We start from the raw sequence: 15,128 nt of genomic DNA, 5'->3' as shown, positions 1-15,128 counted from the left end.
TATTTTTGAAAACAATGCTTATGGTGTGTCAAAACTATTATCCGGAGATCGGCAGTGCCGGCAACCGGATGCAAAACATTACGCATTTGATGAAGCAGCGCGGGTATGAAGTCGAGGTCATCACGGCCGCCCCTTCGTATCCGAGCTTTGATATGTATCAGGACGACCGCTTCTGGAACGACCGGGAGTTAAACGACCAACCGTTCATCAAGCGACTCATCACGAAGAAACGGAAACATACGTCTAACATGGTCAGTCGTCTTTTCCTATTCCTCGAACAGATGGTCAAAGGGATCCGGGAAGTCCGTAAGCTCGAATTGAAGCCAGACGTCGTCTTTGCGACGACCCCTTCTTTTTTTATGGCGTTTGTCGGTGCTTATGCGAAACGAAAGTATCGTGTCCCGTTCATCTTGGACGTCCGTGACCTTTGGCCAGAATCGGTGAAAGGTGTCGGCGTCTTCAAGTACGATTGGGTGCTCACGCCGGCTTTTTGGATGGAGAAACGACTGTATCGTGTCGCCGATGAAGTCATCATCAACTCGGAAGGGTTCCGCAGCTATCTTCGTCAGCGAGGTGTGCCGAACGAGAAGATTCACTACATGCCGAACTCGATCCGGGAAGCGGAGCGAACGCTCGAGCGGACGATCCCACCGGACGACCGGATGGAGATCTTATACGCCGGGAACATGGGTCTTGCCCAGGATGTGTCGTTGTTACTCGAACTTGCCGAACGATTCCGAGACGAACCACGGATTCATTTCAAATTGATCGGCTACGGTTATCGGAAAGAAGAGTTGAAGCAGACGATCAAAGATCGTGGCTTCCAAAACTTCTTGTTCCTCGAGGCGATGCCACGGACAGAGGCGTTCCAGGCGATTAAAAATGCGGACGTCGCATTCGTCAGTCTAATCGAGCAAGAAGTGTTCGATACGGTCATCCCTGGGAAACTCATCGACTATATGGCAGTCGGCAAACCGATTGTCGCAGCAGTGTCAGGCCATGCGGCGAGTGTCATTGAAGCGGCGGAAGTCGGCTACGTGTCACGAAAGCGTGACATCGATGAGATCGAGCGAATCCTACGGAAACTCCTCGACCGACCGGACTTACGGGAGGCACTCGGGGCGAACGGGATTCGTTACGTCAAAGAGAATTTATGTTGGGAAGAGAATATCGACGTGTTAGATCAAGTCGTACAACAGTTAGTGATGGAGGAAACACGATGAAGTCAGTATGTATGTTTGTATGGAACCATTTTACGAATGATGCGCGCGTCCTTCGTGAGTGCTCGGCACTCGCCGAGGCAGGTTATGAAGTCGATTTGATCGCGCTTCAAGATCCGAAAAATAAAGAGCTTCCAAAAGAAGAGATGCGTCCGGAAGGCTTCCGCGTCATCCGCGTGAAGCGTCAACCACCCATCTTGATCAATGCAATGAAAATGGCTAGTAAACTAAAAAAATGGATTTTTGAAAAACCCCAACGTAAAGTGGGAGCAGGACTCGTCGGTGCCGGGTTGTTCTTACTCGCGCCGTTCACGATGCTCGCGCTCGGAGCGGCCGTCGGGACGGTCTTGTTGCCGCAAGTGCGTAAGCAAATCGTCAACGCGAGTGCGATGCTCGAGATGGTGTTCGCTTCGACGAAAAAATCGTATGACTTTTACCATGCGAACGATTTGAACACGCTCCCGCAGGCACTCCTCGCTGGAAAAGTGTTCAACAAAGGTCGGATCGTCTACGACTCGCACGAGGTACAGACGGACCGTACGGGTTACGGCTATATTCAAAGTAACCTCGAGGGCTGGCTCTTGCCGTTCGTCGATACGATGATGGTCGAGAACCATACGCGTGCAGCACACAACGAAGAGTTGTACGGATTCTATCCGTACGTGCTCCACAACTATCCGTTCTACCGTCCGCTCGACTTCTCGCTCCGTAAGGACTTGCATGCACTCCTCGATTTGCCGAAAGACGAGAAGATCCTCTTGTATCAAGGGGGCATTCAAGCGGGACGCGGTCTCGAACAGCTCGTGCTCGCGGCGAAAGACTTCAAAGAAGGCACGCTCGTCATGATAGGGGACGGGAAGCTTAAACCGACGATTCAACAGTTAATCGAGACGGAAGGGGTCGGCGACCGCGTCAAGATGATTGACAAAGTACCGGTCGAAGCGTTACCTTACTATACGATGAACGCCTACTTAGGCTTCCAAGTATTGAACAACGTTTGCTTCAACCACTACTCGGCCTCATCGAATAAATTGTTCGAGTATTTGATGGCCGAAGTACCGGTCGTCTCATGTGACTTCCCTGAAATCGAACGGGTCGTTGCGGGGAACGATGTCGGGGTGCTCGTCGATTCGCACGATCCACAAACGATCGCGGACGGCGTCAACCGGATGATTGAAGACCAAGCACTCTATGCGCGTGTCAAAGAGAACACGAAGACCGCGCGTGAGAAATATAACTGGGATTTGGAAAAAGAGGCACTCTTGAACGTCTACGCGAACGCCGCGGAGCGCAAGTTGCCGATTATGAGAGACGGTGCGCCAAAGCCAGTACAATCTTAAGACTGCGGCTTTTGCCGCGGTCTTTTTTCTATGGAGGGAGGACATTTATGAAACGTCAACAACAACATCTATTGCGCCAACAAGTATGGCGCAAGCTACAAACCATCTCGGTGAAGGACATCGCCTGGATTATCGCAGGCTCCTTCATTCTTTCGTTCGGGGTCAACTACTTCACCGTACCGAACGACTTCTCGGAAGGTGGCCTGCTCGGGGTCACGATCATCCTGTACTACGTATTCGGCTGGGACCTCGGGCTCACGTCGATCATCGGGAACGGGATTCTCTTTATCGTCGGCTATAGGCTGCTCGACCGTCGGACAATGGTCTATTCGGTCATCGCCGTCATCGCGACGTCATTCTTCCTCAGTCTGACACATGACTGGGGCAGCCCTGCCGAGGACAAACTGCTTGCGGCCGTCTATGCCGGAATCATGATCGGGGTCGGGATCGGCATGGTGCTCCGTGTCGGCGGGACGACCGGCGGGGGCGTCATCATCGCCCGTCTCATGGAGCGCTATCTCCACTTGAGTGTCGCCGTCTCGATGTTCATCATCGATGCGATCGTCGTCGCGACATCTGGCTTCTTCTTAGGGGAACAAGTCGTCCTCTATACGCTCATCGCCATCATTATCGGCTCATGGGTCATCGACCTCGTCGCGGAAGGTCTCAACATCCGCAAAGCCGTCACGATCATCAGCGACAAGCAAGAAGAGCTCGCTGTCGTCTTGACGGAGACGCTCGGACGCTCAGCGACGATCATCCATGGACATGGCTACTACACGAAGCAGGATAAGAACATGTTGTATATGATTGTCGACAAACGTCAGATCGCGCCACTCAAAAAAATCGTCCAAGTAACGGACGACCGCGCCTTCGTCGTCATCCACCAGGTGAAGGAAGTCATCGGCGAAGGGTTCAGCTACCCGTCCCGATAATTTGAATGCTGGTGTTTTATTGATAACTTCTATATAATAAAAGGCGTGTAAATAGAAGGAGGAACTGACTACTATGCAAACGATCGCTACAATCAGCCTACTTGTCGTGGCTGTCTTATTGATTGTCGTCGTACTGCTCATGTCAGGTCGGTCGCAAGGTCTTGGAGCGATTGCAGGTGGCGCGGAGCAGTTGTTCGGACGCCAGAAAGCACGCGGCTTCGATGCTGTTTTGAACCGAACTGCAGCTGTACTAGGCACTTTGTTTTTCATTTTAGGATTACTAGTCGCATCATTATGATGATAAGGCTGATCGTTCTCGATTTTCACGTGAGGCGGTCAGCTTTTGTTTTTTCGATTTATTTTTTGGGAATAATGTAGATACGAGGAGATGACAGATAAAATGAAAGTGACAGCACCAAAACCGTTCTTCTTCGAGGGCGGAAAACGTGCCGTGTTGATGTTACATGGCTTCACTGGATCGAGCGCGGATGTCCGCATGCTCGGTCGCTTCCTTCAAAAAGAAGGATACACATGTATGGGACCGATCTATCGTGGTCATGCCGTCCCACCGGAAGAATTACTCCAATATGGACCGAAAGACTGGTGGGATGACGTCTTGGACGCTTACCAGACGCTCGTCGACAAAGGTCATGAGGAGATTGTCGTCTGCGGACTCTCGTTAGGTGGCGTGATGTCGCTCCGTCTCGCCGAGGAGAAAGACGTCAAGGCGGTCATCCCGATGTGCGCACCGACGGGAATCGATGCCGAGGACCGCTTGTATAAAGGAGTCCAGGCATATGCCCGAGAATATAAGGGTAGAGAAGAAAAGTCGCCGGAACAGATCGAGCAGGAGATGGCAGAGTTCAAACCGATGCCAACATTGAAAGACCTCCGTGCCTTCGTCCGCGACACGGCGTCGAAGCTCGAGGACATCTTCGTCCCGACACTCGTCGTCCAAGGCGCCAAAGACAACATGATCGACCCGGAATCGGCGAATCAAATTTACGAGGCGGTCAACACGTTCCAAAAAGAGTTGCTCATCTATGAGAACTCGGGACACGTGATCACACTTGACAAAGAAAAAGAGAAACTGCACCAGGACGTGCTCGATTTTCTCGAAACGTTAGACTGGTCAGTCTAAGAAGGAGGTGTCACGTTGAATTTACGTGACCAATTATTAGAGATTCTACAGGCGAGCGAGAAACCGCTCTCTGTCGATCAACTGACCGAGCGATTACAGCTCGCGTCGACGGATGACTTTAAAGAGCTCATTCGCACATTGAATGCCCTCGAGGAAGAGGGCGCCATCGGCCGGACGCGGACGAACCGTTACGGGACGCTCGCCACGCTCGGACAAGTCGCGGGGATCATCTCGATTCATCAGCGCGGCTTCGGCTTCTTGTCGGTCGAAGGGGAAGCGGAAGATGTGTTCTTGCCGCCCGACCAACTGAAGGACGTCTACCATGGCGATACAATCCTCGTCAAAAAACGCGAGGACAACCGTGGCAAGACGGAAGGGATTTTATTGAAAGTACTGAAGCGCGGACTCTCCGAATTCGTCGGGACGTATACGCTCCCGAGCGGTCGACTCGACCAGTTCGCCTTCATCGAGCCGGATGACAAACGCATCAATTTCTGGCCGGTCGTCAACCCGGACAAGTCACTCGGTGCCGTCGACGGACATAAAGTCGTCGTGCGCATCACGAAGTATCCGGACGGACGCTTCGCCGGTGCCTGTGACGTCGTCCGCATCATCGGGCATAAGAACGACCCTGGCGTCGACATCTTGTCGATCGTCTATAAGCACGGTATCCCGACGGAGTTCCCGGAGGACGTGATCGCTCAGGCGAACGCGGTACCGGACGAAGCGGATGAGAAAGACTTCATCGGACGCGTCGACCTTCGTGACGAGACGATCTTCACGATTGACGGCGAAGATGCGAAAGACTTGGACGATGCCGTCCACGTCAAAAAACTCGATAACGGCAACTACGAGCTCGGTGTCCATATCGCCGACGTCTCACATTACGTGAAAGAGGGCTCACCACTAGACGTCGAGGCGTTCGAACGTGGGACGAGTGTGTATCTCGTCGACCGTGTCATTCCGATGCTGCCGCATCGACTCTCGAACGGGATCTGTTCCCTCAACCCGCACGTCAACCGCTTGACGCTCAGCTGCGTCATGGAGATCTCCCCACAAAACGGGAAGGTCGTTCGCCATGATCTGTTCCCGAGTGTCATCAAGACGACGGAGCGGATGACGTATACGAACGTCCGTGAGATCATCGAACGTGATGACGAAGAGACATTGAAAAAGTACGAACCGTTCATCGGTGAGTTCGACCTCATGGCCGAGCTTGCGGAAGTCCTTCGGAAACGCCGTAACTCGCGCGGTGCCATCAACTTCGATTTCGCCGAGGCGAAGGTCGTCGTCAACGAGGAAGGGAAGCCAGCGGATATCGTGCTTCGTCCACGTTCGGTCGCCGAGAAGTTGATCGAGGAGTTCATGCTCGCAGCCAACGAGACGGTTGCGGAACACTTCCACAAGATGGACGTGCCGTTCATCTATCGTGTCCACGACAATCCGAAACCGGACAAGCTCGACTTCTTCTTCGACTTTGTCGCAAACTTTGGCGTTCACATCGAACGCATCAAAGGGCAGACGGTCGAACCGAAGACGCTTCAAAAGATTTTGAAGGCGATCGACGGGGAACCGGAAGAGCCGGTCATCAGCACGATCATGCTTCGTTCGATGCAACAGGCGAAATATGACGACGTCTCGCTCGGTCACTTCGGACTCGCGACAGACTTCTATACGCACTTCACGTCACCGATTCGTCGATATCCGGACTTGATCGTCCACCGTCTCATGCGCACGTACGTCTTCAACAACGATTTGTCGGAGAAGACGATCGCGAAGTACGAGGACCGTCTCGGGGCGATCGCCGAACAGGCATCGAAACGGGAACGTCGCTCGGTCGACGCAGAGCGCGAGACACAGGCGCTCAAGAAAGCCGAATACATGGAAGCCCATCTCGGTGAAGAGTTCGATGGTGTCGTCGCCGGCGTCACGAACTTCGGGATGTTCATCGAACTTCCGAATACGATCGAAGGGCTTGTCCGTCTCCAGTCGATGGATGACTACTACCACTTTGACGAATCACAGCTCATGTTGCTCGGCGAGCGGACGAAACGTCAATTCCGCATCGGGGACGCCGTCCGTGTCAAAGTCGATGCCGTCAACTTAGACGAGCGGACGATCGACTTCACGGTCGTTGGAATGCCGAAACGGGAACAGTCAAGCCGTCGCCAACCGACAACGATCAAAGCGAAAGGCGGTCGTCCGAAGAAGGACGAGAAAGACCGTCGTGGCGGTCGCGGTCGGGACGACAAGAAGAAGCGCGGCAAACCAGGAAGACCTGGCAAGCCGGGCAAACCAGGTGAGAAACCGAAACGAGACGGGGAGAAGTCTTCCCAAGGCCGTTCGGCACTCGACCTGAAGAAGAAAGACAAGCACAAACGAAAAGGCGACGCCAAACGAGGTGCGAAGAAACGTCGCTGACGGGGAAGGGCTTATCCCTTCCTCCGTATCTTGTAGATAAAGGACTGAATGTGTATGGCCAAGAATAAAGATTCGAACGCACTCGCCCAAAACCGCAAGGCGTTCTTCGATTACGCGATCGAAGATACGATTGAGGCGGGCATGGTGCTCACAGGGACGGAAATCAAATCGGTCCGTCAATCGAAGATCAACATCGCGGATGCGTACGTCCGGTTCGACGGGGGCGAGGCGACGCTTCACAACTGTCATATCAGCCCGTTCGAACAGGGGAACCGCTTCAACCATGACCCACTCCGCGTCCGGAAGCTATTGTTGCATAAGAAGCAAATCAATCAGCTCATCGGGGCTTCAGGGCGTGACGGCTACACGATTATCCCGCTCAAGGTGTACATCAAGAACGGGTTCGCCAAGTGCCTGCTCGGCGTCGGAAAAGGGAAGAAGAAGTACGACAAACGTGAGGACTTGAAGAAGAAAGACGCGAAGCGTGACGTCGACCGTGCGATGCGCGATCGGCAAAAATACTGACAACGGATCCTAATTGTGGTATATTAAATAGAGTACCAATTACCACCTCGGGGACGTTATGGATTCGACGGGGGTAGGTCGGTCGTATGTGGCGTGTCGAGGGGTCGGCCTCGTTAAAACGCAAACGCCTATAACTGGCAAAACTAACACACAACTCGCAGCAGCCTAAGTGCCCTGCGGATCCTGACATCCATCGCTTGTGTGGATGACTTTCAGGGTCTCAAACTAAGCAAGCTACGCTTCAACCTCGCCGTCTGAGGGCGCGAAGAAGAGATGAAACAGACTGGATGCGACAACGCCTGTTTATCGGCAGTGTCACATCGAGATTCAATAGATAAACTACACACGTAGAAGCATACGTTACGATGCCTTCGGACGCGGGTTCGACTCCCGCCGTCTCCATTTTGAAGCAGTCTGTAACGACTGCGATCAATGATTTTCATGAAGACCTTCTAATTTCATTGAGATTAGAGGGTCTTTGCTTTTGATTGAAGCCATGAAGAAAGGAAGGTGAAGCGCATGGGAAAATATCAATTAGATAAGAGAAGCAAAGTAGCTGCGGCGAAGTACCAAGACGGCAAAAAGCCGACTGTCTCGAACAAGAAAGAACGATTGAACCAGCTTCGTGAAGCGTATTTGCAGAAGCAAAAGAATAGGCAACAATCTGGTGAATAATTAGATAGCTGAACTGACTTGAAATTGTTCTTTTATAAGAACTGAATTGAAAGAAGAGGGCTATCCATGCGTGTGTTTTGCATGGATAGCCCTCTTCTTGTTTAAACAATTTACTAATCCTAGATATTGAAAAACCTGTTTATCGATAGTATTTGAGGTTTAATATGTAACCTACAAATGTAGAACCCTGTAATTCAATTATTTTTGAGAGCGGGGATGATTCTGGCTGTCTATATTTATAAAATATTTGCTAAACTAATTATTTTGATTTTTAATTAAATGAAATGTTGAAGAATAATTTTCTTATCCTTTAATTTCTTATAGAGGCACTACAAAAAAGGTGGAAAATGTGTATACTTTTTCAATTCTTTTATGGATGATGTATGTAAGGATAATTTATTGGAAGTAAATTTAAATTTGAGGAGGGATTTAGTGGGAATTCAAACAGTAAAATATGAAAATGTACGTAGTATAAAAAATTGCTATCTTACATTTTCAGAGCTAAATATTTTATTAGGGAGAAATGGGTCTGGAAAAACTAATTTGCAAAAATATTTGAATTACTTTTTTGAAAATCTTACAACAAACACTATTTTGACTGATATTTTTGATAAAGAGAACCCTTATAACGATTATGCAAAGATATCTGTTCAATATGATTTAAGTAATTTTATTCACTCGAGCGATTTAGAGCATGAAATTTTCAAGAAAATTTCATGTGAATTAGATGAAGGGAAGACTATTACACTCACTCTTACTCAGTTTAAAAACAACGAAATAATATGGAGTCATTCATATGAGATAAGAAAAATTATTAAATATTTATTTCCTATTTATTTTATAGATGTTAGAAATATAGATTTATTGGATTGGGAGAATATTTGGGATTTAATTGGTGATCTAGGGCAAAAACGAAGTTTACATGAAGATACAATCTCTTTCGAACTAAATACTTTATTGAAAAAAATTTATGGAGGAAAGTATATTGATAATTTATTACAACTTCAAAATGAATTAAAGGACTATGGATATGGAGTTATTCCATATAATAATAGTGATAAATTCAAACAGTTGTACAAGTTTATATTTGGTGGAGAAAATTTTAATTATAAAGATAATAGACTAGATTTTTATTCGAATGGTTCAAATTCATTTAATTATATCAGAATTTTTTATTTGGTCTTAAATTTGTTACATAAGGATAAATTCAAACATCCACTAGTAATTTTAGATGAACCAGAAATAGGATTACATCCTACTTTAATAGATGAATTAGTAAACTTCATAAGTTTGAATGAAGCTAGAGTACAGACATTGTTATCAACTCATTCATCTAGAGTTGTAAAAAATAGTATGTCTTTATCTAAGGTTAATATATTTCAATTAATACAACAAAAAAATTCAACTATTATAAAAAAAGTCAAAGCTTTTGAAGATTCTAGATTGAATAAAGTAATTACTGATAAGGAAGCAAGCTATTATTTTTCTAGTGGTATCTTGTTTGTCGAAGGTATAACTGAATACGAGTTGTTCACAAGTAGAGTTTTAAAAGAAATTTTCCCGGTGTTAAAGCGTATTGAGATATTCTCATACGACTCAAATAATACTACGCTGGATATTTCGCACCCACATAGAAGGAAAATGAATATTCCACATTTATTGCTATTAGATTCAGATAAAATTCTAAATTTTCGTGATTCAACTAGAAATTTTACTATTACCGGCGATATTTATAATCCTTTGAAAAATCAGAAAATTATCCAAGAAGAAATGTTTCACTATGGTTATAAAAGGAAACTTCGGATTGTTAGAAATAGGATTAATGGTATTTCGTCTAAGACCAAGTTTAATATTAACGAAAGTACTTTTACATTCGATGATGATCTTTATAGAACATTTAGAACTCTTGTGAAAAATTATTGTAAATACTACAATGTATATCCTGTCGAAACGACTATCGAAGGGGTATTAATTAATAAAGAAAATTATACTTTCTTTATTTCTTGGATTACTAGCGATTATTCTAGATATTCTCAAAAAGATAAACTAAAAGAACTTATCGAGAAAAGCGGAAGTGTGAGGTATAAAGTAAATATTCTAAGAACTATAGTGGAAGGGAAATTAGATACTTTAGTTCAATTAAACAGTGCACATATATCTAGTCTCCCCGATAATGCGATGAAAAATGGCTACATAGATGCTTTGAATTTGCAAAAAGTGAAAAAAGGATCAGGTTGGGTTGTTGAATTCATAGAATATGTTTACAACAATCTCAATGAAAAAGAAAAGGAAAAACAGTTTTCTCTTCTATTTCCAGAATTAACTGATATAATTAAAAAGTTAGAGTTTGTAATGGAGTAAGTAGCAATTTCCCTTTACGGGTACCTTGTCGAAAAAGTCACCTAGACTTGAAAACTCTAGGTGATATATTTAAAATCCAAGGAGTCAATGTCGCTATTTGCTCATCGATGTTTACGCAGCATTTGCTTTGCGCACAAGATTAATATTTTCAGAAGGTACTTACTCCATTCTTACAATTTATTCAGGGGGTAATAATATTAATATTTACGAAGAAAGTTATTTCTATAAAAAAATATTAGGTTATGAATCGATTTCCCTCCCGTTGTCTCTAACTAATAAACTTGATGCATATAATAGTTTTGAATTATCTATAAATAATAAAGTAAGAAATATTAATGCAATCAATTCAAAAAGTGATTTATTTGCATTTCAAAAGAATCTATTAAATAACTTTTTGATATATATCCCATTACCGAATTGTGTTTGTGGATTTGTTAAAGGGAAGAATTACTTAGATTTTTTAAAAGAACATTTGAAAAAAGATTTTTATTTAAGATTAGATATTAAGGATTTTTTTCCTTCTTTAAAAAGTGAAAACATAAAAGATGTATTGGACGAGTATATTATTATTTCTGATATTAATGAAAAGACCCATGTTCTTGATACTATAATTGATATAGTCACTTTAAATGGAAGCTTGCCGCAAGGTGCTGTAACTTCTCCACAAGTATCTAACGTTGTTTTCAGAAGGTTAGATATAAGGATTCGTAACTATTGTCGTAAATTTAATATTAGTTATACAAGATATGCTGATGACATGTTATTTTCTTCAAATGACAGTCGACTACATAAAGATTTTTTCGTGAAAATGATTTCAAAAATTTTAAAAGACAATTGTCTTGAACTCAATAGAAGTAAAATTAAAAAAACAAAAGAACAGATTGTACTTAACGGATATGTGGTATCAAATCGAATCTCCTTATCAAGAAATAAGCTTAAAAAAGTAAACACTTTAATATATGCCTATGAAAATCTTGATGGGAAAAAGAAAAAACCTAAAAACTTTAATGAGTATTTAAATCGAATTACTACTTTAGAAGACTTCTTTCCTAGCCTACCCTCTAATATTGAAGGAAGACGTAATGTCATCGTAAATTATTTAGCCGGATACAGATCATATTTATTATCTTTTGATAAAGATACGTATAGAGATATTTGTGTAACTTACCCAAATAAAATAAAAAAGATTGAATTTATTTTGAAAGAATTAATGTGAAAATTTTATGAAAGTGTTGGAATTAGTAGAGTAAGATTTTTTATCATTTTCTTTTTGAAGTGACGAATCTGTTTACGGTCTATATAGAAGATATATTCATTGTAAATGTCAACAACAGTTTAAAATTTATTTCTTAACATTAGGTTAAAAAGTTTTTTTATGTGTTACTCTTGAAAATTATCGAGATGGATCGGCTAGGTGCGGCCCTGTGTCTTTTCCTTATATAATATGAATCTCCCTGAATATTGAAAGTGGCCGCATGATGAAAAAGGAAGCCTAAAATTGAACTGCTCTCCGTCAAGTAGACAGTGGAAATAATAAAAAACGTTTAGACGGCTTCAGCCCTGAATTCTAATGGGCTGAGGCCGTTTAGTCGTTCTTGGAATCGGTCTTGATTATAGAAACGTATGTATTCGGTCACTACCTCGGTGAGATCTTAATAAGTACGGTATTTCTGAAGGCTATAACTCTCGCATTTGAGTGCACTGAAAAAGGATTCCATTGGTCCGTTGTCAATGCACCTTCCCACCCGGGACATGCTTTGGGTGATACCCGCTTCAACTGTCATTCGGCCGAAGGTCCTCGTGATATACTAGAACCTTCTGTCGCTATGGTGGAGTAGGGGCGTCGCGCCTGGGTCGTCCTGCAGGGTCTGATGAAGCGTTTCGAAGACGAGGCTGGTGTTGTTTGATCTCCCGATGACGTAAGAACGGATTAAACCGTCTGCGAATGTTCAGGGCCATTCGTCCGATACCCGTAGATGCCTCTGGTTTCTTGATGTATGCTTCGCAACTCTTCGAGAACCTGGCGATTCTCGATTTCACGTATGAACGGTTGATGCTTCAACCATCTGTAGTACCCTGCCCTCGAGACTCCGGCGATTTCACATAGTCGGGCCACCGAATGACCGCATTCGGAGTGAAGGCAGCGAATCGATTCATATTCATGCGAATACCTGATCTGGTTCAGTTTTGCCCCCTTTCGACCTCCTTCAATTCTTTAGGTAGTCGTTCTGTATACGGAGAAATTCATTCTCTTTCGCCAAGCGTCTCATCTCGACCTGAACGAGTTTTTCAGACGTGAGCGTGCCATCTTCGGTCGGTCGAGTAGGGCGTCTGACCCTCCATGGTCATATTTTTTCACCCATAGATAGAGCTGTTGGTACGAGACCCGATGGATTTCTGCGGTCTCACGAAAGCTCCGGTTCTGGCTGATGCAGTCGAGCGCTACTTCGAGTTTTTCATCAAACGTCGTCTTTCTTCATTTGGTATAGGTTTTCCAGGCTTGTGGTTTGATATCGGTCCGGAAGGTTCGTCGTTCCCGATTATAGCGAGCTCGTCAAGCGGTTGCCGACGATGATTTTGCCACGCTGGACAAAGACGGAAACACCTCCAATCGAAATCTGTGGAGCCGTTCAAGGCTCATCTCGTCGTCATGTGAAGTTACTGGCAAAAGACACGGAAGATGTCGATTGGCATGAGATTTTGTGCTGTCATGCCCGACATGTAATACGAGTAAAAATAATCGGTTAGCGAATATCGATTATCTTTACAATTTGGTAGAACGAAATCATGAACTGCGTACGGCAGAACACATGTCTACATACAAAGAATCGAAACTCATTCATTTGTATCACTTTGCCGTTCAAAATGGCTATGAAAACAATTGGGCTCCGAAGGCATGAAAAGAGTCGAACCTAATTAAACCGGTCCGACTTTTGTTTTAGTATTCACTATAGTTGAACAGCATAGACATCAGCACATCACTTTTAACTTTCACTTGAATATTTGTATGTTAGTTTCTAATACTCAGTTCTTTAGTTCTTAAAATTGTTATGATACTCATCGAGCTAATCCCGACCCCAAGCAATGCTATAATCGCTGTAAACATGCCGTTTGGAATCATAAAACCAACAGGCAACATTCCTAAAAAAGATATAGCGATTACTCCCTGGTATGCAATGTTTAGATATGAAATAATTGGATTTGAAAAGAACGACATGATGAGTGGTGGAATAAATAATACGACAACAATTCCCAGCGACATAAATAATGTCATTTGTATCTCCGGTGTCATTTCACCCAATCGATTGATTTGTAAAGTAATAATAAATAGAGCTAACCCCATCATCAATAGTACCCATAAGATTTTTTTGATCATTTAAAGTCCCCCTTCGATTTTTAATTTTAACATTTAAACCCATTATATCCAAAATTAATCTTTGTAAGTGCACAAATGCATCATTACCATAATCCATGGAGAAAAAGAAATAAGTAATGCGTAGGTGAATAAACAGTGTCAAATAATTTAGAAACTTTAATTGTGTCAGGCCGGTTTAAAGAAGTAAAAGACATCTATCAAACTACTGATTTTGAAACATTTAAAAATGATTTATTAACTTTGGCGTATGATAATGAAAATCTGTCGAATTACTCCGTACTCGTCTATCTGTTATTGGACACAGAGGACGATAAATTACATGACTTAGCTTTTCAAGTCCTATCACAGCCCCTTTGCCACATTGAAGGGGCTTATACCTCTTCCTTATACCATGCTCAAAGAGCCGTGGATTTGACTGATGCTGCAGATGTGAAGCGCTTAGAGAACCTGTTATTTCTGAACATCGTCCCAGAAAAGATTGTAAGTGATGAACAAGCAAAGTCCATCGCGGAAAAAATTCTTATTCTAGATCCAACAAATGAAGTTGCTAAAGACACTTTATATTAAACCTAGAAAATCATTTGTTCGCGTAGACCAATGGTTTTCTTTAGTTCGTGTCACTGAATAAGGGAATAACCAACTAGTCTCATCTAATCCACTTAAGCCATCAATTGTATGAAAGATAATCTGCACACCATTCTCATTTCTACGTTTCTCGACTGAATAAATCAAAAGGATATCCTCCTAATTTTGAATACGTATGCAGAATCTAACCTTAAACCTGGGGGCGAATGAATGAAAAGGATTTGTGATTGTGAAAATTTGAAAAGAATCACTATAGAGGCGGATGTGGGGGCGGACCCGACATGGTGTACGACCTGTCGATACAATATAGAATTGAATGAGTTTACGATTTCTGACCAATTGAAGCGTGATTTCTATGAATGGGTTAGTCGATTCGGAGAATGGATTGACTGGGACACGGATGCACTTGCTAAAGGATGGGAAATCAAGGTGGAGCAACATAATCGTGAAGGAGACTTACTTTCGAAGCGTTTACAAGGAGAGCTTGGTGAAGCATATGAAATTGAATTCACTCCTGCAAACACAATTGAGGAAGAACACTTTTGACAG

The 15,128-nt window shown here is 44.1% G+C and carries 14 protein-coding genes, 1 other RNA gene and 1 pseudogene; 13 read left to right on the top strand and 3 right to left on the bottom strand.

Annotation, left to right across the window (positions count from 1 at the left end):
* Positions 1-14: 14 nt before the first annotated feature.
* The 11 genes from KNO65_RS03540 to KNO65_RS03490 all read left to right on the top strand — a co-directional run bounded on the left by KNO65_RS03540 (position 15) and on the right by KNO65_RS03490 (position 11,834).
* Positions 15-1,223 (top strand): glycosyltransferase family 4 protein, encoded by a 1,209-nt coding sequence (locus KNO65_RS03540; protein WP_251131657.1) that lies wholly within the window; start codon positions 15-17, stop codon positions 1,221-1,223.
* The gene (locus tag KNO65_RS03535; RefSeq protein ID WP_214781679.1) at positions 1,220-2,560 is read left to right on the top strand and encodes a glycosyltransferase; all 1,341 of its coding nucleotides are present in this window, start codon (positions 1,220-1,222) and stop codon (positions 2,558-2,560) included. The genes KNO65_RS03540 and KNO65_RS03535 overlap by 4 nt, the downstream gene beginning before the upstream one ends.
* A gap of 47 nt (positions 2,561-2,607) precedes the next feature.
* Positions 2,608-3,495, top strand: a complete 888-nt coding sequence (locus KNO65_RS03530; protein WP_214781677.1) for a YitT family protein — start codon at positions 2,608-2,610, stop codon at positions 3,493-3,495.
* A 73-nt stretch (positions 3,496-3,568) separates the two neighbouring features.
* On the top strand, positions 3,569-3,793 hold the full coding sequence (gene secG, locus KNO65_RS03525; RefSeq protein WP_012726902.1) for a preprotein translocase subunit SecG: 225 nt from the start codon (positions 3,569-3,571) through the stop codon (positions 3,791-3,793).
* Between the two features lie 102 nt (positions 3,794-3,895).
* On the top strand, positions 3,896-4,636 hold the full coding sequence (locus KNO65_RS03520; RefSeq protein WP_214781675.1) for an alpha/beta hydrolase: 741 nt from the start codon (positions 3,896-3,898) through the stop codon (positions 4,634-4,636).
* Positions 4,637-4,651: 15 nt separating this feature from the next.
* Complete coding sequence (gene rnr, locus KNO65_RS03515; protein WP_012726900.1) at positions 4,652-7,057, top strand: ribonuclease R; 2,406 nt, start codon at positions 4,652-4,654, stop codon at positions 7,055-7,057.
* Positions 7,058-7,111: 54 nt separating this feature from the next.
* On the top strand, positions 7,112-7,582 hold the full coding sequence (gene smpB / locus KNO65_RS03510; RefSeq protein ID WP_214781673.1) for an SsrA-binding protein SmpB: 471 nt from the start codon (positions 7,112-7,114) through the stop codon (positions 7,580-7,582).
* Positions 7,583-7,631: 49 nt separating this feature from the next.
* Positions 7,632-7,987, top strand: a transfer-messenger RNA (tmRNA) gene (gene ssrA, locus KNO65_RS03505).
* Positions 7,988-8,101: 114 nt separating this feature from the next.
* Positions 8,102-8,257, top strand: coding sequence for an alcohol dehydrogenase (locus KNO65_RS03500; protein WP_214758312.1), 156 nt, complete (start codon positions 8,102-8,104; stop codon positions 8,255-8,257).
* Between the two features lie 432 nt (positions 8,258-8,689).
* Positions 8,690-10,618, top strand: a complete 1,929-nt coding sequence (locus tag KNO65_RS03495; protein WP_214758310.1) for a retron Eco8 family effector endonuclease — start codon at positions 8,690-8,692, stop codon at positions 10,616-10,618.
* Positions 10,619-10,715: 97 nt separating this feature from the next.
* Positions 10,716-11,834 (top strand): reverse transcriptase family protein, encoded by a 1,119-nt coding sequence (locus KNO65_RS03490; protein ID WP_214758308.1) that lies wholly within the window; start codon positions 10,716-10,718, stop codon positions 11,832-11,834.
* Positions 11,835-12,162: 328 nt separating this feature from the next.
* Here KNO65_RS03490 and KNO65_RS15825 read toward each other — a convergent pair whose 3' ends face one another.
* From KNO65_RS15825 to KNO65_RS03475, 3 genes and pseudogenes are all read right to left on the bottom strand, one after another.
* The gene (locus tag KNO65_RS15825; protein ID WP_214758306.1) at positions 12,163-12,255 is read right to left on the bottom strand and encodes an IS3 family transposase; all 93 of its coding nucleotides are present in this window, start codon (positions 12,253-12,255) and stop codon (positions 12,163-12,165) included.
* A 629-nt stretch (positions 12,256-12,884) separates the two neighbouring features.
* Positions 12,885-13,067: pseudogene (locus KNO65_RS15820) on the bottom strand (helix-turn-helix domain-containing protein); the annotation flags it as partial.
* Positions 13,068-13,628: 561 nt separating this feature from the next.
* Entirely contained in the window at positions 13,629-13,994 is a 366-nt protein-coding gene (locus KNO65_RS03475) for a hypothetical protein (protein WP_214758304.1), read from the bottom strand.
* 135 nt (positions 13,995-14,129) lie between these two features.
* On the opposite strand from KNO65_RS03475, the gene KNO65_RS03470 reads away from it, so the two are divergent.
* Both KNO65_RS03470 and KNO65_RS03465 read left to right on the top strand, forming a co-directional pair.
* A complete protein-coding gene (locus tag KNO65_RS03470) occupies positions 14,130-14,561 on the top strand; it encodes a hypothetical protein (RefSeq protein ID WP_214781671.1) in 432 nt (143 codons plus the stop codon).
* A gap of 228 nt (positions 14,562-14,789) precedes the next feature.
* Positions 14,790-15,125, top strand: coding sequence for a hypothetical protein (locus tag KNO65_RS03465; RefSeq protein WP_214781668.1), 336 nt, complete (start codon positions 14,790-14,792; stop codon positions 15,123-15,125).
* The last annotated feature ends 3 nt before the right edge of the window (positions 15,126-15,128 follow it).

The sequence above is a fragment of the Exiguobacterium sp. S3 genome (assembly GCF_018617295.1).
Taxonomy (GTDB): Bacteria; Bacillota; Bacilli; order Exiguobacteriales; family Exiguobacteriaceae; genus Exiguobacterium; species Exiguobacterium profundum.
The sequence above is the reverse complement of the archived record's forward strand: the minus strand, read 5'-3'. Positions and strand labels throughout refer to the sequence as shown.